Below are 21,567 nucleotides of genomic sequence, written 5' to 3'. Positions count from 1 at the left end.
CCACAAGGACATGGGAGGTCACGATGGAGTACTGGTTCAACCTCAACACCCGTCAGGTCGAAGAGGGACCGCGGTCCGACTACAGCCAGCTGATGGGCCCGTACTCCTCCCGTGAGGACGCACAGCGGGCGCTGCAGACCGCCGCGGAGAACACTCAGCGCTGGGACGAGAACGAACGGCGTTACCTCGGCGACGACTGAGCACGCCTACCGTGCCCGGGACCGCAGGAAGCGTCAGTAGGTGTGTTCCTCGGACGGGAACGACCCGTTGCGGACCTCGCTCACGTAGCGGCCAACCGCTTCGGAGACCACCGAGCGCAGGTCCGCGTACTGCTTCACGAAGCGCGCCACCTTGTTGCCGTTGAGCCCCAGGGCGTCCTGCCAGACCAGTACCTGACCCGTGGTGGCGCTGCCCGCACCGATTCCGATCGTGGGAACGCCCAGTGCCTGGTCGACCGCCCGAGCGGTTTCGGCCGAGACCATTTCCAGCAGGATGCAGAAGGCCCCTGCGGCCTCCAGCGCAAGGGCGTCGTCGACGACCTTCTGGGCGGCCTCTCCGCGGCCCTGGATGCGGTAACCGCCCATGGCGTGCTCGGACTGGGGAGTGAAGCCGACGTGACCGATCACGGGGATCCCCGCGCGCACCACGGCCGCGACGTGGTCGGCCAACGACTCGTCGGCCTCGATCTTGACCCCGTGGGCGCCGCCCTCCTTCATGAACCGGACTGCCGTGCGCACGGCCTGCTCGGGCGACTCCTCGTAGGACCCGAAAGGCAGGTCCACGACGACGAACGCGCGTCGCGCGGCAGCGGCGACGGCTGCGCACATCGGCAGCATCTGCTCGACCGTGATCGCCAATGACGTCGTGTGCCCGAGGACCGTGCCACCGGCAGAGTCGCCGACCAGCAGCATGTCCACCCCGGCGGCGTCGAAGAGTTCGGCGGTCATGTGGTCGTAACTGGTCAACATGCTGAATTTCTCACCCGTCGCCTTGGCCTGTGCCAAGTGGTGGGTGCGGACCCGCCGAACCTCCGGGAGGGGCTTGGCGGAAGGGTCGGACGGATCCTGGACTGCCGGGGTGAAGCTCATTGGACCAGAGTATCCGCACCGATCGGGTGTGATCCGAGCGATAGGGTGTGGCATAGAGACCATCGGGTCACACCCGACGTCGGTACGGCAGGTTTGAGGAGTCGCCATGGACCGTCAGCAAGAGTTCGTCCTTCGCACGATCGAGGAACGTGATGTCCGCTTCGTCCGCATGTGGTTCACCGATGTGACGGGGACACTGAAGTCGGTCGCCCTGGCGCCCGCGGAGGTCGAAAGCGCCTTCGAGGAAGGGCTCGGATTCGACGGCTCCTCGATCGAAGGCCTCTCCCGGGTCACCGAGTCGGACATGCTCCTGCAGCCGGACCCCTCGACCTTCCAGCTCCTGCCGTGGCGTGGCGAAGACCAGCCCACCGCACGCATGTTCTGCGACATCCTCACCCCGGAGGGCCAACCGTCGTTGGCCGACCCGCGCGGCGTGCTCAAGCGGGTCCTGGAGAAGGCCGCAGCCAAGGGGCTGACCTGTTACACCGCCCCGGAGATCGAGTTCTACCTCATGAAGTCCGCGGCGCTGGACCCACAGACCGACGAGCCCGTTCCCGTGGACGGCGAGGGGTACTTCGACCACACACCGGGCGGAGTGGTCCAGAACTTCCGCCGCGACGTCGTCCTGACCCTGGAGGACGTGGGGATCTCCGTCGAGTTCTCCCACCACGAGGCCGGACCGGGGCAGAACGAGATCGACCTGCGCTACGCCGACCCGCTGCAGACGGCGGACAACATCATGACGTTCCGCACCGTGGTCAAGGAGACCGCTCTGGCGCACGGTTCGTACGCAACGTTCATGCCCAAGCCGTTCGCCGCGCACCCGGGGTCTGGCATGCACACCCACTTCTCCCTGTTCGAGGGAGACACGAACGCCTTCTTCGAGGCCGGTGCCGAGTTCCAGCTCTCGAAGATCGCGGGGCACTTCATCGCCGGTGTGCTGCGCCATTCCGCGGACATGGCGATCGTGACCAACCAGTTCGTGAACTCCTACAAACGACTGTGGTCCGGTGCGGAGGCGCCGTCGTACATCTCCTGGGGACACAACAACCGGTCCGCACTGGTGCGTGTGCCGCTGTACAAGCCGGACAAGGTGCAATCAGCGCGGATCGAGTACCGCGGACTGGACTCGGCGGCCAACCCCTATCTGGCCTACGCGGCAATCATGGCCGCCGGCATGAAAGGCGTGGAAGAGGAGTACGAACTTCCCCCGGTGGAATCGGATGACCTGGCGTCCATGAGCGCGGCCGAGCGTCACGTGGCCGGTCACGAGCCACTGCCGGCGAGCCTGTACGACGCCATTCGCGCCGCGGAGAACTCCGAGTTCATGGCGGACCTGCTCGGCGAGCAGGTTTTCACCCACCTCATGCGCAACAAGCGCGCGGACTGGGAGGCCTACCGCAAGGTGGTGACCCGCCATGAGCTCGAAACCAATCTCGGCTTGATCTGACATGGCCGCCGCAGCTCCGGGCGCCGGTCCGAACGACACCGTCGACGAGCTCACCGACGGGAGGCTGATCCACGTCGGTTTCGAAGACCTCCGGAACGCGCGACGTTGGCTGGGATTCCCCGAGCTGGCCTCGGCGAACCGCGAGACCATCCTCGGTGCCCTCGAACGGTACGCGGCTTCGCCCGACACGGCAGTGCGCTCGCTGGTGCGCCTGATCGAGGTGCACCCGAGGGCGGTCGACTACGTCCGGGGTGACGTGGACCGGGCCATGCCCCTGATCCGTCTCCTGGGCGCCTCCGAAGCTCTGGGCGAGTTCATGATCCGGCACCCGGAGAATCTGGACCTGGTGGACGAGCCGTTGGAGACCGATCCCTCCGAAATCTCGGGGGACACGTTTCGTGCGGAGCTGCTCACCGCCGTCGGAGCGGAGCGTGGACACCGGTCTCCGGTGGCCTCACTGACCGGTGCTGGGGCGTATCAGGCGCTGCGTGTGGCCTACAGGCGAGCACTCACCCGCATTGCGCTCAAGGACCTGGGCTCCGCGAACCCGGTGGACGAACTCCCCGCCGTTGGTCGGCAGCTTGCCGACCTCGCGGCTGCAGCGGTGGACGCCGGTTTGAGCGTGTCGCGCGCCGAGGCGATCGCGGCGGCCGACGACGACGTCGCACGGTGGCTGCCGAGGCTGAGCCTGGCCGTGATCGGCATGGGCAAGTGCGGTGCCCGGGAGCTCAACTACATCTCTGACGTCGACGTGATCTACGTGCACGAACTGCTGCCCGGCTCGGAGACCGGCTCACAGGAGGTGTCAGGCACCGGATCCTTGGCTCCGCCCGACGATGACCGCGTGGCCGTTCTTGCCGCGGACCTGGCCTCCGGGACCGCACGGGCGATCATGACCACGGGTCCCGAGCCTCCGCTGTGGGAACTCGACGCCAACCTGCGTCCCGAGGGCAAGGACGGGCCACTGTCCCGCACGATCGATTCCCACGTCCGCTACTACAAGAAGTGGGCCAAGTCCTGGGAGTTCCAGGCGCTGCTCAAGGCCCGCCCCATGGCCGGGGACAGGGAGCTGGGGGAGCGGTACGCACAAGCCATCACGCCCTTCGTGTGGCAGTCCTCGCAACGCGAGGGGTTCGTCGAATCCGTCCAGGCCATGCGTCGCCGGGTCACCGACAACATCCCCGCGGACGATCGAGAACGCCAGATCAAGCTGGGACCCGGTGGGCTGCGTGACGTCGAGTTCACGGTGCAGCTGCTGCAGCTGGTCCACGGACACAAGGACGAACGGGTCCGGACGCAGGCGACGACGCAGTCACTGCAGGCGCTGTCCGACTGCGGGTACATCGCCCGCAAGGACGCGGAACAGTTCAACGCCCACTATCGGTGGCTCCGGTTGCTCGAACACCGGATTCAGCTCTTCCGGCTGCGGCGCACACACCTGATGCCCACCAAGGCGACGGAACTGTCGGTCATCGCCCACGCCGTTCAGCCCCCCGATTGGGAAGGTCCGCACCGCCCCAGCGGGGAAGCTCTGGTGGAGCAGTGGCGCAAGGTGAAGCGTCAGGTGCGGGGCATGCACGAGAAGATCTTCTACCGTCCTCTTCTGGCCGCCCTGTCCAAGACCGGACTGGACGGGGTCGCGCTGTCCGACGAGCAGGTGCGGGACCGCCTGGAGGCTCTGGGGTACCGGGACCCGCGGGCCGCCCAGCGTCACCTGGAAGCCCTGACCAAGGGCGTGAGTCGCCGCGCGGAGATCCTGCGCACGCTCCTGCCCGTCCTGTTGGAGTGGATCGGCCAGGGCGTGGACGCCGACGCCGGGCTGCTCGGCTTCCGCCGGGTGTCCGAAGCGCTGGGCACCACCCCCTGGTACCTGCGCATGCTGCGGGACTCCAACATGGCCGCCGAGCGGTTGTGCCAGGTGCTCTCCTCCTCCCGCTACGTCACGGACGCGTTGGAGAACCTGCCCGAAGCGGTGGCCTGGCTCGGCAAGGACGAGGACCTGGTGCCCCGCAGCTTCGAAAACATGTGGGAAGAGATCCAGGCACAGATGGAGCGGCACGACGACGCCGCGGCCGCGATCCGCATGATCCGGCTGCTGCGGCGGCGCGAGGTCGTGCGAGTCGCCCTGGCCGATGCCTGCGGCGTGCTGGACGTGGACGCCGTCGTCCAGGCCCTGTCCGACATCGACCGGGCGACCGTGCTGGGGGCATTGCACGTCGCGGAACGCGAAATCTACGTGGCCGAGGGGGAGGGCTGCCTGGCCGACGTGCTGGTCATCGCCATGGGCCGCCAGGGCGGCCGGGAAATCGGGTACGGCTCCGACGCCGACGTCATGTACGCCTACGCCCGGTGCACAGGCGATCACGACCACGGCCACCGCGGCCTGGAGGAGGCACCCGACGGCGGCTCCGAGCAGGCCGCGTCCGACCAGGCGCACCGAGTGATACAGCGCATGACCCAACTGCTCAAGGCCCCCTGCACGCCACCGCTGGTGGCCGAACGTCCGCTTGAGATCGACAACGACCTGCGCCCCGAGGGCAAGCAGGGCGCCATGGTCAGATCGGTGGACTCCTACCGCGAGTACTACGACCGGTGGGCCGACACCTGGGAGTTCCAGGCGCTGACCCGTGCCCGCCCCATGGCCGGTTCCAACGCCGTGTCCGAGCAGTTCCTCGAGGTCATCGACGTCCATCGGTATCCCGCGGAGTTCACGGCCCGGCAGTTGCAGGACATCCGCCGGATGAAGGCGCGGGTTGAGAACGAGCGCCTACCTCGCGGTGCCGATCCCTACCGGCACCTCAAGCTCGGGCGCGGCGGGCTCTCCGACGTCGAATGGCTGGCCCAGACCTTGCAGCTGCAGCACGCCCACGCCCACGCGGGTCTGCGGACCACGAGCACCTTGCGCACCCTACAGGCGGGCGTGGAGGCCGGGCTGTTGGAGGAATCGGACGCCGACGCGCTGGCCAGGGCCTGGCGGTTGTGCACGTTGATTCGCAACTACAACGTGTTGCGCACGGGCCGTGCATCGGACGTCCTGCCCAAGGCAGGCCTGGACATGGAGGCCGTGGCGCGTTGGTGTGGCTACCCGCCCGGAGAGGCCTCGCGACTCGAAGACGACTACCTGCGCATCACACGGCATTCCCGCGCGGTGTTCGAGCGGATCTTCTACGGACGGTGACGGGCTTCGCCGTCGTCAGTGCTCCTGGTCAGTGCTTTTCGGTCTTCGAGATCTGCTCGGCAAGGTCCTCGGGTGAAAGATTGGCCGCGGAGAACTCCGGGGTCAACGGCAGGTTCAGCCGCAGCTCAGTGCCCGGGCAGATCTCCACGCGGGCTTCGCGCAGCTTGAAGTCGATCACGTGGCCGCCCACGGTCCGGGATTCGTCGATGAAGTGGGCGTGGCAGCCGGGCACGGAGATGCCCTGTTCGTAGATCGGGGTCCGGAAGCCCACGATCGTGCCGTCGACGTCGTCGAACTGGAGCACGTCCTCGTTCTCCGTGGCGTCGACCATGCGCGGGTAGGGCTTGGACTGCTTGATCACGGTGCGTGTGCGGATCCAGTCGAAGCTGCCCGTGATCTTGAGCGCGTACATGTAGTTCTTGGACACAGTGAGTTCGTCCAGGACCTGAGAGGCGGTCTTGCGCAGCAGGGAGTTGGGCAGGTCGCGACGGATCGTGGGAACGAAGTTGGTGACCACCGCGTACGGGGTGCGCTGGGCCAGCTCCGCGGCTTCGATCGACCCGTCGGCGCGCATCTGGTAGGCCACACCGTCCAGGACGACCATTTCGCCGTCGAGCCCGTCGAAGGTTCCCAACCCGAAGTTCCCGTGACCCAGCAGCTCACCGATCGTCATCTCGCCGTCGTACACGCCGTCCAGCAGACCCGCCATGAGGCCGGTCTGGAAGACCTCGTTGCGGAACATGATTTCCCCGTGCAGTTCTTTGGGCCCGCTGGACATGATCGATCCTTTCGTTCGGCGCGCTGGTCTGCGCATCGCTCGATGCCGGTGCGCGGCCCGGATGGCGGACCCCACACATGAGTCTGGGAGTAGAAGTGACTCGTCATCACTTCTACTCCCAGACCGATCAGGTTGCCAGGCTCAAACCACCCGGGTAACCGATCTCACAGACCGTGGACCTCACACGCCGTAGTAGAGCGCGAATTCCATGGGGTGGGGCACCACGGAGAGCGGAAGGAGCTCGTTCTCGCGCTTGTAGGCGATCCAGGTCTCGATCAGGTCCTCCGTGAAGACGTCCCCGGCCAGCAGGAACTCGTGGTCCTCCTCCAGCGCCAGGAGAGCCTCTTCGAGCGTGGCGGGAGCCTTCTTGATGTTCTTGGCCTCTTCCGGCGGCAGCTCGTAGAGGTCCTTGTCGATCGGATCCGCCGGCTCGATGCGGTTGCGGATGCCGTCCAGACCGGCCATGAGCTGCGCGGCGAAGGCCAGGTACGGGTTGCAGGAGGGATCCGGTGCGCGGAACTCGAGGCGCTTGGCCTTTGGGTTGGTGCCCGTGATCGGAATCCGGATGCCCGCGGAGCGGTTGCCCTGGGAGTACACCATGTTGACCGGTGCCTCGAAGCCCTTGACCAGGCGCTTGTAGGAGTTCACGGTCGGGTTGGTGAAGGCCAGGACCGCCGAGGAGTGCTCGAGCAGGCCGCCGATGTACCACCGCGCGGTGTCCGAGAGACCCGCGTAACCCTTCTCGTCGTAGAACAGCGGCTCGCCACCCTTCCACAGCGACTGGTGGCAGTGCATGCCGGACCCGTTGTCGTTGTAGACGGGCTTGGGCATGAAGGTGGCCGACTTGCCGAAGGCGTCCGCGGTGTTCTTGACGATGTACTTGAACTTCTGCAGGTCATCGGCGGCATGGGCCAACGTGTTGAACTTGTAGTTGATCTCAGCCTGTCCCGGGCCACCGACCTCGTGGTGGGAACGCTCGACCTCCAGCCCGACCTCGTCCAGTGCGACGCAGATGGCGTCGCGCAGGTCGGCCTGCTTGTCCACGGGGGAGACCGGGAAGTACCCGCCCTTGGTGGTGGTCTTGTTGCCCAGGTTCCCGCCGTCTTCCTTGCGGCCCGAGTTCCAGATCGCTTCGTCCGAATCGACGGAGTAGAAGGAGCCCTGCGGCTGGATGTCGTACCGGACGTCCTCGAAGATGAAGAACTCGGCCTCGGCGGCGAAGTTCGCGACGTCGGCGATGCCGGTGGAGGCCATGTAGGCCTCGGCGCGCTCGGAGACACCGCGGGGATCGCGGTGGTAGGGCTCGCCCGTGCGCGGGTTGACGATCGAGCAGCTCACGGCGAGAGTCTTCTCCACCCGGAAGGGGTCCAGGAAGGCGGAGTTGATGTCCGGGATCAGCTGCATGTCCGACTCAGCGATACCGGCGAATCCGCGGATCGAGGAGCCGTCGAAGAGCTGACCGTTCTTGAAGAAGTCGTCGTCGATCGACTTGGCCGGCAGGTTGAAGTGCTGCTGGACGCCGGGGAGGTCGGTGAAGCGGATGTCGACGAAGACGACGTCCTCGTCCTTGATGAAGGCCAGGACTTCTTCGGGTGTCTTGAACACAGACGTACTCCTTCTGCTCTGCGGGGCATCGCGGGGGCGCTCGAGGCCGTCCGGTGTGGGCGATGACCCTTGGTTCGCGTCTGACACTACGAACAGGCCGTTGCCCGGTCGTATCCCGTGTGTTTCGCGCGGGTTACGCACCACCGTTTCACGCTTGTGTGGCCGGGTAGGGGCTGGCACGCCGATAGGCTGGGCGAATGATCGATCGTGACGACCTCGGCAGTTGGATGGACGGTCCGGCGCCGGTTCAGGACTACCCCGGGCAGCGCATGGGGCGCCCCCGTAAGGGTCCAGGATCCGTGGGCCGCCTCGGAGTCCGGGTCGTGGCGTTGGTGATCGATTGGTTCATCGCCCTGGGCTTTTCGGCTCTGCTGGTGTCCTACGACCAGCAGAATCTGACCACGCTGTGGATCTGGTTCGGGCTCAGTGCCGTGTCCGTGGGCTTCACGGGTCACACTGTCGGTCACTTCGTCATGGGGCTCCAGGTCCAGACGCTCGACGGGTACGCACCCGGCGTGTGGCGCGGCGTCGTGCGTGCCGCCCTGATCGCCGTCGTGATCCCCGCCCTGATCATGGACGCCGACCACCGTGGCCTGCAGGACCGCGCGGTGGGCACGATCCTGGTCAAGATCCGCTGACACCCCGAACGACGACGCCCGCTGCCACGAGGAGTGGCAGCGGGCGTCGTCTGTATAACGGGTCCGGTGAGTGGGGCCTCAGCGGCCGCGCATGGCCTTGCGGTCCGGGCGGGTGCGCATGGGGTCCACGCCCTTGGGGATCGGCAAGGAATTGTTGCGCAACGTGGAGATGCGCTTGTAGACCTTGTTGACCTCGTCGCGGGTGAGGGAGGCGTCGAGCTTCTTCATCCGCTTGGCCACCTGGGACAGCGGAACCTGGTCCTCCTTGTTGCCCGCGTTGATCACGTGGATGGGGACGTTCTGGATCATGGGACCGATGCGGCGGCGTTCCTTGGTCACCAGCTTCTTGACCCGGCCGGTGGGGCCTTCGGTGACCAGGACAACGCCGGGGCGACCGACGGCGCGGAACACCAGGTCACGCGTGCGCGGGTCGATCTGGACCGGCTCCTGGTCCACGATCCACCCACGACGTAGCGTGGACAGCGCCGCACCGGCGGCACCGGGCTGGTCCTCGATCCGGGCGAACGCGGCGCCTTCGGCGCGCCGGGAGAGGTAGAAGATGGCAGCGAGCACCGCGAAGGGAATGCCGATCAGCAACCAGGTGATCCAGTTGTTGAGCAAGAGCCCCAGCAGGAGGAAGATCACCAGCACGCCCAGCGCGATCGCGATGAGCTTGAGGGTGATGTTGGAGTCCTGCTCCTTGGTGATCTGGTAGACCTGCTTCATCTGGGCCAGGTAACCGGGGCCCTTGGCCTGCTTCTGGCGAGCCTTCTCCTCGCGCTTCTGCTCCCGTGCCGCGGCGCGGGTGGACTTGGCGTCGTTCGAAGCGTTGGACTTGCCTGAGCCCGAGGCGCTGGAAGGAGACACGGTGAAACCTCGTGATGATGGTGGTCGGTGATCTTGGCGCGATCATCTGGCGCCGTACGGGTGGGCACGGCATGGATCGTGACTGCCGCGGTGAAAGCGGCAGCAGTCAGTCTAGCGGCACGGGGCGGATCAGCGGCCCAACTTGGCGATCAGGCTGGAGGCTTCCTGCGCCGTCGACCCCTCGTCGGTGATGTGCGCCAGGTTCTCCGGGATCTCCCGGCCCAGCTTGCCCATGGCACGTGCCCAGAGCCGACCGGAACGGTAGGAGGAGCGCACCATCGGGCCGGACATGACGCCCAGGAAGCCGATCTCTTCGGCCATGTTCGCGTACTCGACGAACTGCTCCGGCTTGACCCACCGGTCGATCGGGTGGAACAGCTTGGAGGGCCGCAGGTACTGGGTCAGGGTGATGATCTCGCAGCCCGCGTCGAAGAGGTCGCACAGGGCCTCGTGGATCTCCTCGTCGGTCTCGCCCATACCCAGGATCAGGTTCGACTTGGTGATCAGGCCCCGGTCCTTGCCGTAGGAAAGGACGTCGAGGGAGCGTTCGTAGGTGAAGGCCGGGCGGATCTGCTTGAAGATTCGCGGCACGGTCTCGAGGTTGTGGGCGAAGACCTCCGGCTGGGCGTCCACGACCATTTGCAGGGACTCCGGGCGGCCCTTGAAGTCCGGGATGAGGATCTCGACACCGGTCTGCGGGGAGATCTCGTGGATCGCGCGGATGGTGTCGGCGTAGAGCCAGGCTGCGCCGTCTTCGAAGTCATCGCGGGCAACACCGGTCACGGTCGCGTACCGCAGCCCGAGATCTCGGACGGATTCGGCAACCTTGCGGGGCTCGTCGCGGTCGATGGGCTCGGGACGTCCCGTGGCGATGTCGCAGAAATCGCAGCGGCGCGTGCACACGGAGCCGCCGATCAGGAATGACGCCTCACGGTCTTCCCAACACTCGTAGATGTTGGGACAACCAGCTTCCTCGCACACCGTGTGCAGTCCCTGTCCGCGGGCCATGGACTTGAGCTTGGTGTACTCGGGCCCCATGTGGGCCGTGTTCTTGAGCCAGTTGGGCTTCTTCTCGATCGGAACCTCGGCGTTGCGGGCCTCCACGCGCAACAGGCGGCGGCCTTCGGGTGCGATGGTCATACGGCGATCTCCTGGGTGGTGCTGGTTGGTGCCGATCCGCTGCCGGGTGTGACGGTCCCGAGGGCTGCGGACGGCCAGGGGCGGACGGGCCGAGTTCTCACGGGTGAACCGGTGTGGGCCACGGCAACGGCGGTTGGTCCCGGGGAATCTCGGACACTTCGCACAGCTCGGCCTCCCGGCGACGGAATTCTTCGATCACCACGTCAACCACGTCGACCGGCTCAACATTCCTGCCCAGTTCCCGACTGATCGAGGTGACGCCCGCGTCGGAAATGCCGCAGGGGATGAAGTCCCCGAATGCGGCGAGGTCGTTGCTGCAGTTCAGGGAGATGCCGTGCATCGTGGTACGTCGCGAGACCTGCACTCCGATGGCCGAGATCTTGCGGTCCCCGCCGCGTGCGTCGGCCGGGATCCAGGCCCCGGAGCGTCCCTCGACGGTGACTGCAGTGACCCCGAACTCCGCGAGAACGGAGATCACCAGCTGCTCCATGACCCGCACGAACTTGACGACGTCGATGGGCGTGTTCAGGCGCGTGATCGGGTAGGCCACGAGCTGCCCGGGACCGTGCCAGGTGATCTTTCCGCCGCGACCGATCTCGACGACTTCCGTGCCGTCCTGCGGGTATTCCTCGGGGGAGGACCGACGGCCGGCCGTGTAGACCGGCTCGTGCTCCATGAGCAACACGGTGTTGGCCCGTTCCCGCGCCACCACCTGCTGGTGCACGCTCTTCTGCAGTTCCAGTGCGGGTGCGTAGGGCACCAGGTCCGGGGCGAAACCCAACCGTTCGAAGGACAAGGACATGCGCACCAGACTACGCGGCCGGGCGACCTGTGGATAACTCACCGTCACAGTTCGAGCGGCGCATGCTGGGTCACATGAGCGCACCAGAATCGTTCCTCCCGGCGCACGGACCCGACGGCTTCACGGACCTGGGGCCGTGGGCGGGCCGGGGACGGCGGATCCAGGACCCGGACAACGGTGGTACACGTGTGGCCCTCCCGGCCCCGTCCTGCCCGGCACCGGGACAGGAGCCGGACGCAGTAGCCGGGGAGGACGCGGCGCGAGCGGCGTGGGAGCGGCTGGTCGAACGCAGCCGCGCGGTGCGCTCCGACCGTGTGGCGCTGCCGCAGGCGGTGGTGCAGGAAACGGGCCGGACCTGGCTGCTCTACGACGTCGTCCCGGCACGGTCCTTCGCACAGGACGTCGCCCGGCTGGGTGGCGCAGTCCAGGGGGAGGTCCTCGGCATGGTGGCTGACGTGGCCGAGGCGATCGGCGAGCTGCACGACCACGGGCTGACGTTGCGGCGGATGTCCCTGAGGGACGTGCTGGACACCGGCCAGGGCTGGCAGGTCCTGGTTTCGCCGGATTCGGGGATTCGCACGATGGCGCCCGGGCGTGAGGTCCGCGACGCCCAGGGGGACTTGGCGATGCTCGCAGCGGCCGCAGCCACCGTCCTGACCGGTCGTCGGCCGTCACCCGAGCGCTCGCGGGCCCGGCTGTCCGTCACCTGCCCCGCACTGCCGCAACAGGCTTTGGACGTGCTCGACGACCTTCTTGACGACGTGCCGGGGGCCCGGGCCCGACACGAGCACCGCAACCCTTCGACGCACCGGGTCGGTGAGGTGCAGGGACCGGTCGTCGGGGACCGGGCGACGGGAGAGCAGGCCCTGGGGGACCGGGCACTGGGGGACTGGGCTCGGGAGATCGCCGGTGTCATCCGTGGCACCCTTGCGGGAGAGCCTGCCGGAGATCTTGGCGGGGTACCGGCCGTGGAACCTGCCGATGCAGACACGGAGACCCTGCCGCGCACAGCAGCTCAGGGGCCCCGGGACAGCACCGACGACGTCCTCGACCTCCTGCGCAGCGGGCGGGTGTCAGCAACCAGGGGGCAGAGCGGGGTCCGACCGGCGCAGCGCGTGCGTGCAGCACATCGCCCCTGGGACTCCGCGGAGCTGATGGTCGACGAGGACAACGTGCCGCCGCCACAGACGCCGCGGTACGCCCGATCCCGCCGTCCCCGGGCCGCGGTACTGGCTGTGGTCGTGGTGGTGGCCTTGGTGGTGGTTGGTGCCCTGGTGTTCCGGACCCGCGGCGGACTCACGGGGCCGGAGGCCGGGACCGAAACCGGGACCGCCGTCGTCGCCGACGCGGCACCGGAGGGTTCATCGCCCGTGTCCCCGTCGACCACCTCGGCCTCCGGCTCGGCCGCCGAGGCGCTCCCGGGACTCGTGGCCGCGCGAGGAGAGGCGCTGCGATCCGCCGACGCGGACCTGCTGGGCGGGATCTACACCGATGGTGCCGAAGACCTGGCAGCAGACCGCTCAACCGTGGACGGCCTGCAGATCAACCCTGACACCGGTGAGCACGCGTTCAGCAGCCTCACGATGGCGGTCGAAGGTGAGCCCGCGGTGGCTTCCGAAACGGAGGACACAGCGACGGTGGACGCCACGGTCACCGCCGAAGGCCTGGGACCCGGGCAAGCCGATTCGCAGGACGTCTCCGTCGACATGGTCCGCACAGGGCAGGGATGGCGGATCCAAGACGTGCAGCCGCGGTGAGCAGCACCCCGGAGGGTCCGTGCTCACCGCGGCTGCCGGTGAGTGGTTCGAGTGTTGTGTCGGAAGTGGCCGTCTGTCGCCTCAGACGAGGGTGGCGACGATCATCGCGATGAGTGCGGTGCCGCCCGTGCCGTGGGCGAGGCCCTTGGAGACCGGGTCGCCCCGGCGCTGCTTCCGCCACCCGATGAAGGCCGCCACGAAGACGCCGATGGCAAGCAGGAGCTTGATGCCGATCTTCATGTGGTTGACCGTGACCTCCGGGTTGAGCTCAGCAAGAGTGAGCAGCAGGAGACCGGAGAGCAACATGGCAATCGAGGCCGCGAACTGCCACGTGGTGACGGTGGGGGTCTTGAACGTGGCGATCCAGGTGCCGATGATCACGGCGGCCCCGAACAGGTGGACCAGAACGAGCAGCGAGTGCAGAAAATCCATGATTCGACCCTACTAAAGCGCAGTGGCGCGCCGTGATTGCTCACGACGCGCCACTCGGCATTGGTGACCGGCATCACGGGAACTCAGAGTTTCCGTCGATCTCGTGTGCCATGACGGTCACGGGGTGCTCACAGCTCCAGGGCGGCTTCGAACCGGCCTTCCTCGAGGCGAGCCTTCATGGTCGACAGGAAGCGGCCGGCGTCGGCGCCGTCCACGATCCGGTGATCATAGGTCAGCGACAGGTAGCACATGTGCCGGATCGCGATGACGTCGTTGCCGTCGGCGTCCTGGACCACCATCGGCCGCTTGACGATCGTGCCCGTGCCCAGGATCGCGACCTGGGGCTGGTTGATGATCGGCGTGTCGAACAGGGCCCCGAAGGAGCCGATGTTCGTGATGGTGAAGGTGCCGCCTGCCAGCTCGTCGGGGCTGATCGAGCCGTCCTTCGCCCGCGCGCCGAGGTCGGCGATCGAGGAAGCCAGGCCCGGCAGCTGCATGTCGCCGGCGTTACGGATCACGGGGACCAGCAGACCGCGGGGGGTGTCCACGGCGATGGCCAGGTCCTCGGAACCGTTGTAGACGATCTCCTTCTCGGCCTCCTTGAACGTGGAGTTCAAGGACGGGTTGGCCTTGAGGGACTCCGCCACGGCCTGGGCGAAGAACGGCAGGAAGGTCAGCTTGGCGCCGTGCTTCTCCTGGAACGCGTTCTTGGCCTTGTTCCGCAGGGCGGCCACGCGGGTCATGTCGACCTCGGTGACCTGGGTCAGCTGGGCGGACTCCTGCAGCGACTCGCGCATGCGCTTGGCGATCGTCATACGGATCCGCGGAGCCTTCTCCGTGGTTCCGCGCTTCTCCGACACGGCGGGGATGGTGGTCGGCTCGCCGTTGTCCAGTGCCGGGGCAGCGGCTCCGGCGGCCGGTGCCGCCTGCTGCGCGCCGGACTCGGCCGCGGCCAGGACGTCCTGCTTGCGGATGCGTCCACCGACGCCGGTGCCCTGGACGGAGGAGAGATCCACGCCCTTGGACTTGGCCAGCTTGCGAACCAGCGGCGTCACGTAGGCACCGGCAGTCTCGGCGGCACCTGCCGAAGCGGGCTGCTCGGCCGATTCGGCCTTCTGCGGGGCCTGGGCCTGCGCGGGGGCAGCTTCCTGCTGGGAGGAATCCTTGGCGGCTTCCTTGGTTTCCGCGGGAGCAGCCTTCTCAGCGGCCTCGTCGGTGGCCTCGGGAGTGGACGACGACGTCGCCGCGTCCTCGATCTGCTCCCCGACATCCTCGGTGGCGTCCTCGGCTGCAGGCTCAGCGGCCTGCTCATCGGAGTCGGCGGAGGAGTCGTCCTGAGCCGGCGCGGCGTCGGCGTCGCCGATCACGGCCAGGACCTGACCGACCTCGGCGTCCTCGTCCTCCTGGACCTTGATCTCGAGCAGGGTGCCTGCCACCGGGGAGGGGACCTCGGTGTCGACCTTGTCGGTGGAGACCTCGAGCAGCGGCTCGTCGACCTCGACCTCTTCGCCGATCTCCTTGAGCCAGCGGGTCACGGTGCCCTCGGTCACGGACTCACCCAGGGCGGGGAGGGTGACTTCGGTGCCCGAACCACCCGAAGACGCCTTCTTGGGTGCAGCCTCCTCCGCGGGTGCTTCCGCGGGGGATTCGGCTGCTGCCTCTTCCTGGGGAGCCTCGGCCTCGGGTTCCTCGGCAGGCGTCGACTCGGCGGTGTCCTCGGAGCCCGAGTCACCGGAACCGGAGCCGTCACCGATGACGACCAGGGGAGCGCCGACCTCGACGTCCTCGTCCTCCTCGACCAGGATCTTCTCGATCACACCGGCAACGGGGGAGGGGACTTCGGTGTCGACCTTGTCGGTGGAAACTTCGACCAGGGGCTCGTCGACGGCGACCTCGTCGCCGACTTCCTTGAGCCAGCGGGTCACGGTGCCTTCGGTGACGGACTCACCGAGGGCCGGAAGGTTCACGGTTTCGGACATTGTCTGACCGTCTCTTTCTTCTGTGCGCTTAGGACAGTTTGTTCGTTACGTCTGGTGCGGTGACTCGCGAGCGGGGTGCCCGCCGTGGCCCGCAACGGTGTCTGTGCACCGGCCCGGGCCACGGTCGCGGGTCAGCCGTGCAGCGGTGCCCCGGCCAGGGCCATGGCAGCCTCGCCGATGGCCTCGTTCTGCGTGGGGTGCGCGTGGATGAATGCGGAGACATCCTCGGGGTAGGCCTCCCAGTTCACGATGAGCTGGCCTTCACCGATCTGCTCCGAGATGCGCTTGCCGATCGCGTGGAAACCGATGATCGGACCGTCCTTCTCGCGGACCAGCTTGATGATGCCGCCGGTGCCCAGGATGGAGGACTTGCCGTTGCCCAGGAGGTTGTACTCGAAGGTCTCCACGTTCTCCTTGCCGAACTTCTCCTCGGCCTTGGGCTGGCTGTAGCCAACGGAGGAGATCTCGGGTTCGGTGAACGTGACCTTGGGGATGTTCACGTCTTCGACGATCGCGGGGTTCAGGCCCGCGATCTCCTCTGCCACGAACCGGCCTTGCTGGTACCCGCGGTGGGCCAGCTGAACGCCGGGGACGATGTCGCCGATCGCGTAGATGCTGCCGACACCCGTGTGCAGCCGCTCGTTCGGGGTCACGAAGCCGCGGTCCATCGGGATCCCGACTTCCTCGTAACCCATCTCGGCGGTGTTCGGTCCGCGGCCCACTGCCACCAGGACCACGTCGGCCTCGAAGACCTTGCCGTCGGCCAGGGTGACCTTGGCGCCGTCGTCGTTCTGCTCGACCTTCTCGAAGAAGGTGCCCAAGTTGGACTTGATGCCCTTCTTCTTGAACTCCTTCTCCAGGATCTTGATGATCGAGGGGTCCTCGTTCGGGACCAGGTGGTCAAGACCTTCGATGACGGTGACGTCCACACCGAAGGAGTTCCACATGGAGGCGAACTCGCAGCCGATCACGCCACCGCCCAGGACGATCGCGGACTTGGGGGTCCAATCGATCTCGAGTGCCTCGGTGGAGGTCATGATGCGGTCGCGGATCTCGATGCCCATGGTCTTGGACACGGACCCGGAGGCCAGGATGATGTGCTTGCCGGTGTAGGTGGTGCCGTCGGCCTCGATGGTGTTCTCACCGGTGAGCTTGCCGAAGGCGTCGATCACGGTGATCTTCTTGGACTTCAGCAGGCCCTGGAGGCCCTTGAACTTGCCGGCCACGATGCCGTTCTTGTAGTCACGCACCGCGCCCATGTCGATCGAGTCGACCGACAGCTTGATGCCGTACTTCTCGGACTCCTTGGCCTCGGCGACCAGCTCGGCGGAGTGCAGGTATGCCTTCGTGGGGATGCAACCCCAGTGCAGGCACGTGCCGCCGACCTTGCTCTTCTCGAACAACGCAACGGTGTACCCCAGCTGCACGGCGCGCAGGGCCGCCGCGTAACCGGCGCTGCCGCCGCCCAGTACCAGGATGTCGAATTCGTTCTCCGCCACGGATGATGCTCCCTTGCTCATTGATCCTCATGCGTTCGGCTGTTGCGCCGCGCCAGGCTCACTGTGGTTCAAGGCCACTCTAGTCAAGCCATGACCTTGTGAGCCACACGGGCGGGGCGCGGCGCAACGGTGTTCGTCACACGGGTTCGCCGCCCACCATCTCGATCACCGAGAACATGGTGCGCACGCCGAAGCCCGTGCCCTGCTTGGGGGTGTAACCCCACGGGCCGTCCTCGTTGAAGGACGGTCCGGCGATGTCCAGGTGGGCCCACGGGCCCACCGGCTCGACGGCCGATTCCCCGGCAGCCTCCTGTGCGCCCGCGAATTCCTTGAGGAACAGGCCCGCCACGAGCATTCCGCCGTTGCGGTCACCGATGTTCTTCAGATCCGCGACGTCTGAGTCCAGGGAAGCCCGCAGGTGCTGCGGCAACGGCATGGGCCACAGGTCCTCGCCGGAGGCCACCGACGCCGCCAACACGGTTTCGACGGCGTCGTCGTCGCCCATGACACCGGCCGTGCGGGTACCGAGGGCCACCATCTGCGCGCCCGTCAGGGTTGCGATGTCCAGGAGGAGGCCCGGGTCCTCTTCGCGGGCGGCGACGAGTCCGTCGGCCAGGACCAGGCGGCCTTCGGCGTCGGTGTTGAGCACCTCCACGGTCCGTCCACCGCGGATGGTGATGACGTCGCCGGGACGGGTCGCGGTGCCCGACGGCAGGTTCTCGGCCAGGCAGAGCCACCCGGTGACCGAAACCGGCAGCTGCGCCTCGGCCGCGGCGAACACCGTCGCCAGGACCGCTGCGGCACCCGCCATGTCGGACTTCATGGTCATCATCGAATTCGCGGGCTTGAGCGAGAGCCCGCCCGAATCAAAGGTGATCCCCTTGCCGACCAGGGCCACCGACTCCACGGGGGACTTGGGCTCCCACCCGATGCGGACCAGGCGCGGGGGACGGGCCGCTCCCTGACCGACGCCGATCAGACCACCGAATCCACCGGCGCGAAGTTCGGATTCGTCCAGGACCTCGACCGTGAGCTCCCCGGAGGACTTGCCGGAGGTGGTGCTCCCGTCGGCGAGCGCTTGGGCGAGTTCGGCCACGGACTCGGGGAAGACCACGTCCGGGGACAGCGTGACCAGCGTCCGGGCACGCGAGACCGCGCGACCCAGGACCTCCGCCCGGTTGACCGCGGCGGTCAGTTCCTGTTCCTGGGCTTCGATCCCGGACGTGAGGACCGTGGCGCGGGTCAGGGGTGCACCCACGGAGTGCGCGGTCTTGGCCTTTTGCGCCCGGAACCCGTAGGCACCCAGGGCAATGCCTTCGGCGACGGCGGCGGCCTCCTCCACGGATTCCACGGGGAAGGCGAACACCGCGTGGTCGGTCTTGCCCAGAGCACGGGTGGCGGAACCCGCGGAGCGCCGCAGGGCCTCGACGTGGGAGGGAGACTCGTCACCGGTACCCAGTCCCGTGAGAACGATCGACGGCCAGGGGCTGCCCTTGGGCGCGGCGAGCTTCTTGACCTCGTCAGCGGCACCCGTGGCACCGACGGCCTTGGCCTGTTCCTCGAGGTCCAGCGGGAGACCCTTGGCGTCGGCGGGGAGCAGGACCACGGGGCCCGCCGGGGTCTTCTGCACGGCGAGGACGACGGCGTCCGCGGTGACCTTGGCCAGCTTCTTGTCGGTGGTCGCGAGTTCGACCTCCACCGAAGGAAGGAGATCGATCAGGCCTTGACCGGTGCCGGCAGCAGCATCCGGGGTACGGGAACCGCGACGGCGAAGATTGGGGGCGAGGTTGCGAGCGGTGGGACGTGGCATGGGGTGGTCGCCTTCCGTGTCGGTGGTCTGGGCACCGGAACTGAATCCGGCGTCCGGCCCGGTCGGATAACCGGTGATGGGCCGGTCGTGGCTGGTCGCCGCTGGGGGTTCCGGCCTTTTCTCGATCGTAACGGCGGACGTGGTCGCGTTGTGACATGGAACGGACCGGGAATAAGCCGGTGCCGCGGAGAGGTTGAGTCGAATCGGGCCGAGACGCAGGACGGTGACCGTCGCGGTGCTGTTCGCTGGCCCCTGTCAGTGATCCGTGTGACGGATCGTTGTACCGATCCATCGTCGAGACCGGGAGTGGCCCGTGGTTGACCCATCCGAGCTGTACATGGCCAACGCCAGCCTGTTGGACGACGCACGCCTGCACGGCGCGCCCCTGCTCATTTCGCTCACGGGCTACGCCGAGGGCGGGCAGATCAGTGACCAGGTGCGCGAGACCTTGCTCGAGTCCTTGCCGCACGAGGTGCTGGCCCGATTCGATCCCGATCAGCTGCAGGACTACCGTGCCCGGCGACCCCACGTGCGTTTCGTCGAGGACCACTTCGAGCGGACCGAGAACGCGGATCTCGCCCTGTACGGGCTCACCGACTCGCTGGGCCGACCCTTCAGCCTGCTGACCGGGCCGGAGCCTGATCTCCAGTGGAACCGGTTCGTGGAGGCCGTCATCCAACTCGCCCAGCGTTTGGACACCTCGATCGTCATGAATGTGACCGGTGTCCCCATGCCCGTGCCCCACACCCGACCCTTCTTGGTGTCCGTCCACGGCAACCGCACGGACCTGGTCGAACAGAACCACAACCAGCGGCCCGTGGCGGAAATGAGTTCGTCCGTGGCGCAGCAACTCGAGATCCGGTTCGGTGAGGTGGGCATGGACACGATCGGTTTCACCGTGCACGTGCCGCAGTACCTCGCCGACGCACGGTTGCCGCAGATCACCGTGGCGGCCTTCGAGCATGCGGCGGCTGCGACCGGCCTGACGCTGCCGACGGACGCACTCCGGGACTCGGGCGCCGAGGTACTGCATCGTGTCGACGAGCAGGTCGCTGCCGCCCCGGAGGTCCAAGCTGTGATCGAATCCATGGAGAATCGGTACGACGAACTCACGGCGCAGGCACCACAGCGTTCCCTGCTGGCCGGTGACGAGTCGGAACTTCCGGACGCCGACGAGATCGGTGCGGCCGTCGAGGCTTTCTTGGCGAATCAACCTGACGAGGAGTGACTCCAGCGGACCATGGGCCCGGCGAAGCGGTACGAACGTGATTCACGGATGGCCTACGTGGTCATCGCCGTCGGGATCCTGGGCTACTTTCTGGCGGTCGCCCAGCGGACGACGTTCGGGGTGGCGTCACTGGACGCGGCAGAGCGTTTCCACGCCACAGCCTCGCAACTGTCGCTGTTCACCATGCTGCAGGTCTTCGTCTACGCCGGGCTGCAGATCCCGGTGGGTGTGCTGGTCGACAGGTTCGGGTCCAAGGCCATGGTGGCTGGCGGAGCGATCCTCATGGCCGCAGGTCAAGTGGTTCTTGCCTTGGCGGACTCCCTGGCCTGGGGCGTGGTGGGGCGCGTGTTCGTGGGAGCGGGGGACGCAGCCACGTTCATCTGCGTCCTGCGCGTGATTCCCGCGTGGTTCTCCTTCGCCAAGGCCCCGATGATCATCATGCTGGTGGGGACAGTGGGCAATTTCGGTCAGTTGCTCTCGATCATTCCGTTCGGCGCCATGCTGGGGTGGGTGGGCTGGACGCCGTCGTTCCTGGCCATGGCTGCCCTGTCCGCGATGGTGGGCGTCCTGGTTCTGGCGTTCCTGCGCGAGAGTCCCGACGGCCAATCGACCGGTGGTTCGACCCTGGGGTTGCGACGCACCTGGGCCGCCGTGGTCACCTGCCTGCGGGATCCGGTGACGGCGTTGGGGTTCTGGGTGCATTTCACCGTGCAGTTCACGGGCACGGTCTTCGCGTTGATGTGGGGTTATCCCTATCTGCAGAACGCACAGGGAATGACCATGGGGCAGGCGTCCTTCGTCATGACGTTCTTCGTACTCACCAACTTCTTCGTGGGCATGAGCATCGGACGACTCGTGGCGCGGCACCCCGAACGGCGGGTCATGGTGTCCTTCGCGGTGGTGGGCGCCGGGTTCCTGGCGTGGTCGGTCCTCATCCTCTGGCCGGGGACCGCGCCCTTCCTGGTCGTTGTGGCGGCGGTCGTGGCGATCGCGATGAGCATGCCCGCGTCCATGGTGGCGTTCAACATCATCCAGTCCTTCATTCCGCGCCGCCGCATCGGGACCGCCACGGGCATCACCAACGTCGGCGGATTCGTGGCCTCCCTGACGGCGATCTACCTGATCGGCCTGGCGCTGGACACACAGGTGGCGCTCGGCTGGGTCTCGGACGCGTTCGCGCCGGAAGCCTTCCGCGTCGCGATGTCCATGCAGGCGGTCGTGGCGCTGGTGGGCTCGGCGGGCATGCTGTGGAGTGCACGTAAGGTTCGAGCGCGGTACGGGCCCACGGTCGTCTGACCGGGATGCCGCGGAAGGCC

17 protein-coding genes are annotated in these 21,567 nt (G+C 67.2%); 7 read left to right on the top strand and 10 right to left on the bottom strand.

The window, feature by feature from the left end; translation table 11 throughout:
- Nucleotides 1–23: 23 nt before the first annotated feature.
- Nucleotides 24–200 (top strand): SPOR domain-containing protein, encoded by a 177-nt coding sequence (locus tag GWK18_RS02065; protein WP_123824560.1) that lies wholly within the window; start codon nt 24–26, stop codon nt 198–200.
- A gap of 33 nt (nt 201–233) precedes the next feature.
- Here the strand turns inward: GWK18_RS02065 and panB are convergent, their stop codons facing one another.
- Nucleotides 234–1,088 carry a 3-methyl-2-oxobutanoate hydroxymethyltransferase gene (gene panB, locus GWK18_RS02060; protein ID WP_123824559.1) on the bottom strand — a complete coding sequence of 285 codons (855 nt, stop codon included), beginning with the start codon at nt 1,086–1,088 and terminating at the stop codon, nt 234–236.
- A 106-nt stretch (nt 1,089–1,194) separates the two neighbouring features.
- On the opposite strand from panB, the gene GWK18_RS02055 reads away from it, so the two are divergent.
- Both GWK18_RS02055 and GWK18_RS02050 read left to right on the top strand, forming a co-directional pair.
- Nucleotides 1,195–2,538 (top strand): glutamine synthetase family protein, encoded by a 1,344-nt coding sequence (locus GWK18_RS02055; RefSeq protein ID WP_166832860.1) that lies wholly within the window; start codon nt 1,195–1,197, stop codon nt 2,536–2,538.
- Nucleotide 2,539: 1 nt separating this feature from the next.
- On the top strand, nt 2,540–5,716 hold the full coding sequence (locus GWK18_RS02050; RefSeq protein ID WP_166832858.1) for a bifunctional [glutamine synthetase] adenylyltransferase/[glutamine synthetase]-adenylyl-L-tyrosine phosphorylase: 3,177 nt from the start codon (nt 2,540–2,542) through the stop codon (nt 5,714–5,716).
- 28 nt (nt 5,717–5,744) lie between these two features.
- Here GWK18_RS02050 and budA read toward each other — a convergent pair whose 3' ends face one another.
- On the bottom strand, nt 5,745–6,494 hold the full coding sequence (gene budA, locus GWK18_RS02045; protein WP_166832856.1) for an acetolactate decarboxylase: 750 nt from the start codon (nt 6,492–6,494) through the stop codon (nt 5,745–5,747).
- A gap of 180 nt (nt 6,495–6,674) precedes the next feature.
- Nucleotides 6,675–8,099, bottom strand: coding sequence for a type I glutamate--ammonia ligase (gene glnA, locus GWK18_RS02040; RefSeq protein WP_166832854.1), 1,425 nt, complete (start codon nt 8,097–8,099; stop codon nt 6,675–6,677).
- Between the two features lie 197 nt (nt 8,100–8,296).
- Here glnA and GWK18_RS02035 point away from each other — a divergent pair, with 197 nt between their 5' ends.
- Nucleotides 8,297–8,737: an RDD family protein gene (locus GWK18_RS02035; protein ID WP_123824554.1), complete on the top strand. Its 441-nt coding sequence runs from the start codon at nt 8,297–8,299 to the stop codon at nt 8,735–8,737.
- Nucleotides 8,738–8,815: 78 nt separating this feature from the next.
- Here the strand turns inward: GWK18_RS02035 and GWK18_RS02030 are convergent, their stop codons facing one another.
- The 3 genes from GWK18_RS02030 to lipB form a co-directional block, all read right to left on the bottom strand.
- Nucleotides 8,816–9,604, bottom strand: coding sequence for a DUF4191 domain-containing protein (locus GWK18_RS02030; protein WP_123824553.1), 789 nt, complete (start codon nt 9,602–9,604; stop codon nt 8,816–8,818).
- A gap of 129 nt (nt 9,605–9,733) precedes the next feature.
- On the bottom strand, nt 9,734–10,744 hold the full coding sequence (gene lipA / locus GWK18_RS02025) for a lipoyl synthase (RefSeq protein WP_166832852.1): 1,011 nt from the start codon (nt 10,742–10,744) through the stop codon (nt 9,734–9,736).
- Nucleotides 10,745–10,841: 97 nt separating this feature from the next.
- Nucleotides 10,842–11,546 carry a lipoyl(octanoyl) transferase LipB gene (gene lipB, locus GWK18_RS02020; protein WP_123824551.1) on the bottom strand — a complete coding sequence of 235 codons (705 nt, stop codon included), beginning with the start codon at nt 11,544–11,546 and terminating at the stop codon, nt 10,842–10,844.
- A 74-nt stretch (nt 11,547–11,620) separates the two neighbouring features.
- Between lipB and GWK18_RS02015 the strand changes: the two genes are divergently transcribed.
- A complete protein-coding gene (locus tag GWK18_RS02015; protein ID WP_166832850.1) occupies nt 11,621–13,303 on the top strand; it encodes a hypothetical protein in 1,683 nt (560 codons plus the stop codon).
- 81 nt (nt 13,304–13,384) lie between these two features.
- Here the strand turns inward: GWK18_RS02015 and GWK18_RS02010 are convergent, their stop codons facing one another.
- The 4 genes from GWK18_RS02010 to GWK18_RS01995 form a co-directional block, all read right to left on the bottom strand.
- Nucleotides 13,385–13,735: a hypothetical protein gene (locus GWK18_RS02010; RefSeq protein ID WP_123824549.1), complete on the bottom strand. Its 351-nt coding sequence runs from the start codon at nt 13,733–13,735 to the stop codon at nt 13,385–13,387.
- A gap of 128 nt (nt 13,736–13,863) precedes the next feature.
- Complete coding sequence (gene sucB / locus GWK18_RS02005; protein WP_166832848.1) at nt 13,864–15,714, bottom strand: 2-oxoglutarate dehydrogenase, E2 component, dihydrolipoamide succinyltransferase; 1,851 nt, start codon at nt 15,712–15,714, stop codon at nt 13,864–13,866.
- A 131-nt stretch (nt 15,715–15,845) separates the two neighbouring features.
- Nucleotides 15,846–17,234: a dihydrolipoyl dehydrogenase gene (gene lpdA / locus GWK18_RS02000; RefSeq protein WP_167739176.1), complete on the bottom strand. Its 1,389-nt coding sequence runs from the start codon at nt 17,232–17,234 to the stop codon at nt 15,846–15,848.
- A 115-nt stretch (nt 17,235–17,349) separates the two neighbouring features.
- Nucleotides 17,350–19,023, bottom strand: a complete 1,674-nt coding sequence (locus GWK18_RS01995) for a leucyl aminopeptidase (RefSeq protein ID WP_166832846.1) — start codon at nt 19,021–19,023, stop codon at nt 17,350–17,352.
- Between the two features lie 313 nt (nt 19,024–19,336).
- Here GWK18_RS01995 and GWK18_RS01990 point away from each other — a divergent pair, with 313 nt between their 5' ends.
- Together GWK18_RS01990 and GWK18_RS01985 are read left to right on the top strand one after the other, a co-directional pair.
- Nucleotides 19,337–20,251, top strand: coding sequence for a PAC2 family protein (locus GWK18_RS01990; protein WP_166832844.1), 915 nt, complete (start codon nt 19,337–19,339; stop codon nt 20,249–20,251).
- Between the two features lie 12 nt (nt 20,252–20,263).
- Nucleotides 20,264–21,547, top strand: a complete 1,284-nt coding sequence (locus GWK18_RS01985; protein ID WP_166832842.1) for an MFS transporter — start codon at nt 20,264–20,266, stop codon at nt 21,545–21,547.
- Nucleotides 21,548–21,567: the final 20 nt, after the last annotated feature.

The organism is Kocuria sp. JC486, assembly GCF_011602805.1.
In the GTDB taxonomy this organism is placed as follows: Bacteria; Actinomycetota; Actinomycetes; order Actinomycetales; family Micrococcaceae; genus Kocuria; species Kocuria soli.
The sequence above is the reverse complement of the archived record's forward strand: the minus strand, read 5'-3'. Positions and strand labels throughout refer to the sequence as shown.

Excerpts from the sequence above, each read along its gene's own strand:
- GWK18_RS02065 (WP_123824560.1), top strand. The coding sequence starts at position 24 with ATGGAGTACTGGTTCAACCTCAACACCCGTCAGGTCGAAGAGGGACCG.
- panB (WP_123824559.1), bottom strand. The coding sequence starts at position 1,088 with ATGAGCTTCACCCCGGCAGTCCAGGATCCGTCCGACCCTTCCGCCAAG.
- GWK18_RS02055 (WP_166832860.1), top strand. The coding sequence starts at position 1,195 with ATGGACCGTCAGCAAGAGTTCGTCCTTCGCACGATCGAGGAACGTGAT.
- GWK18_RS02050 (WP_166832858.1), top strand. The coding sequence starts at position 2,540 with ATGGCCGCCGCAGCTCCGGGCGCCGGTCCGAACGACACCGTCGACGAG.
- budA (WP_166832856.1), bottom strand. The coding sequence starts at position 6,494 with ATGTCCAGCGGGCCCAAAGAACTGCACGGGGAAATCATGTTCCGCAAC.
- GWK18_RS02035 (WP_123824554.1), top strand. The coding sequence starts at position 8,297 with ATGATCGATCGTGACGACCTCGGCAGTTGGATGGACGGTCCGGCGCCG.
- lipA (WP_166832852.1), bottom strand. The coding sequence starts at position 10,744 with ATGACCATCGCACCCGAAGGCCGCCGCCTGTTGCGCGTGGAGGCCCGC.
- lipB (WP_123824551.1), bottom strand. The coding sequence starts at position 11,546 with ATGTCCTTGTCCTTCGAACGGTTGGGTTTCGCCCCGGACCTGGTGCCC.
- GWK18_RS02015 (WP_166832850.1), top strand. The coding sequence starts at position 11,621 with ATGAGCGCACCAGAATCGTTCCTCCCGGCGCACGGACCCGACGGCTTC.
- GWK18_RS02010 (WP_123824549.1), bottom strand. The coding sequence starts at position 13,735 with ATGGATTTTCTGCACTCGCTGCTCGTTCTGGTCCACCTGTTCGGGGCC.
- sucB (WP_166832848.1), bottom strand. The coding sequence starts at position 15,714 with ATGTCCGAAACCGTGAACCTTCCGGCCCTCGGTGAGTCCGTCACCGAA.
- lpdA (WP_167739176.1), bottom strand. The coding sequence starts at position 17,234 with ATGAGCAAGGGAGCATCATCCGTGGCGGAGAACGAATTCGACATCCTG.
- GWK18_RS01995 (WP_166832846.1), bottom strand. The coding sequence starts at position 19,023 with ATGCCACGTCCCACCGCTCGCAACCTCGCCCCCAATCTTCGCCGTCGC.
- GWK18_RS01985 (WP_166832842.1), top strand. The coding sequence starts at position 20,264 with ATGGGCCCGGCGAAGCGGTACGAACGTGATTCACGGATGGCCTACGTG.